The 584-nt window shown below is 43.2% G+C and carries 2 tRNA genes; both read left to right on the plus strand.

The features are described from left to right. Positions 1-111: 111 nt before the first annotated feature. Positions 112-188 (plus strand) — tRNA-Ile (locus tag ELZ11_RS23700). A gap of 18 nt (positions 189-206) precedes the next feature. Further along, a tRNA-Ala gene (locus ELZ11_RS23705) sits at positions 207-282 on the plus strand. Positions 283-584 lie beyond the last annotated feature (302 nt).

Consider the following 584-nt stretch of genomic DNA (forward strand, 5'->3'; position numbering starts at 1 on the left):
AACAAGGTAGCCCTAGGGGAACCTGGGGCTGGATCACCTCCTTATACGAAGATACTCACGATAAGTGTCCACACAGATTGATATGGTTTAGAAAGACAAAGAGACGATATTGGGTCTGTAGCTCAGCTGGTTAGAGCGCTCGCCTGATAAGCGGGAGGTCGGTGGTTCAAGTCCACTCAGACCCACCAATATCGACACCTACAGATGGGGCTATAGCTCAGCTGGGAGAGCGCCTGCCTTGCACGCAGGAGGTCTGCGGTTCGATCCCGCATAGCTCCACCATCTTTAAGTGTTCTTCCTTAAGAATCTTTAAAAATGGTTTCGAAAGAAATCTAGCTCTTTAACAATTTGGAAAGCTGACTGATTGATTACTTACGAGTAGTTAATCAAATTTAAAAGTTCTCAATGTTTATCTTTAGATAAACACAACACAAACACATTCAAGTGTCTTGTATTCAAAATTGAGTCCGGCAAACACGTAATAAGAACTAACCCTTCTTGTTACAACCAAAACCTTGGTGATTTATCATCAACTCGAAACTTCTTCGGGTTGTATGGTTAAGTGACTAAGCGTACACGGTGGA

This window comes from Vibrio profundi, assembly GCF_005281835.1.
Lineage (GTDB): Bacteria > Pseudomonadota > Gammaproteobacteria > Enterobacterales > Vibrionaceae > Vibrio > Vibrio profundi.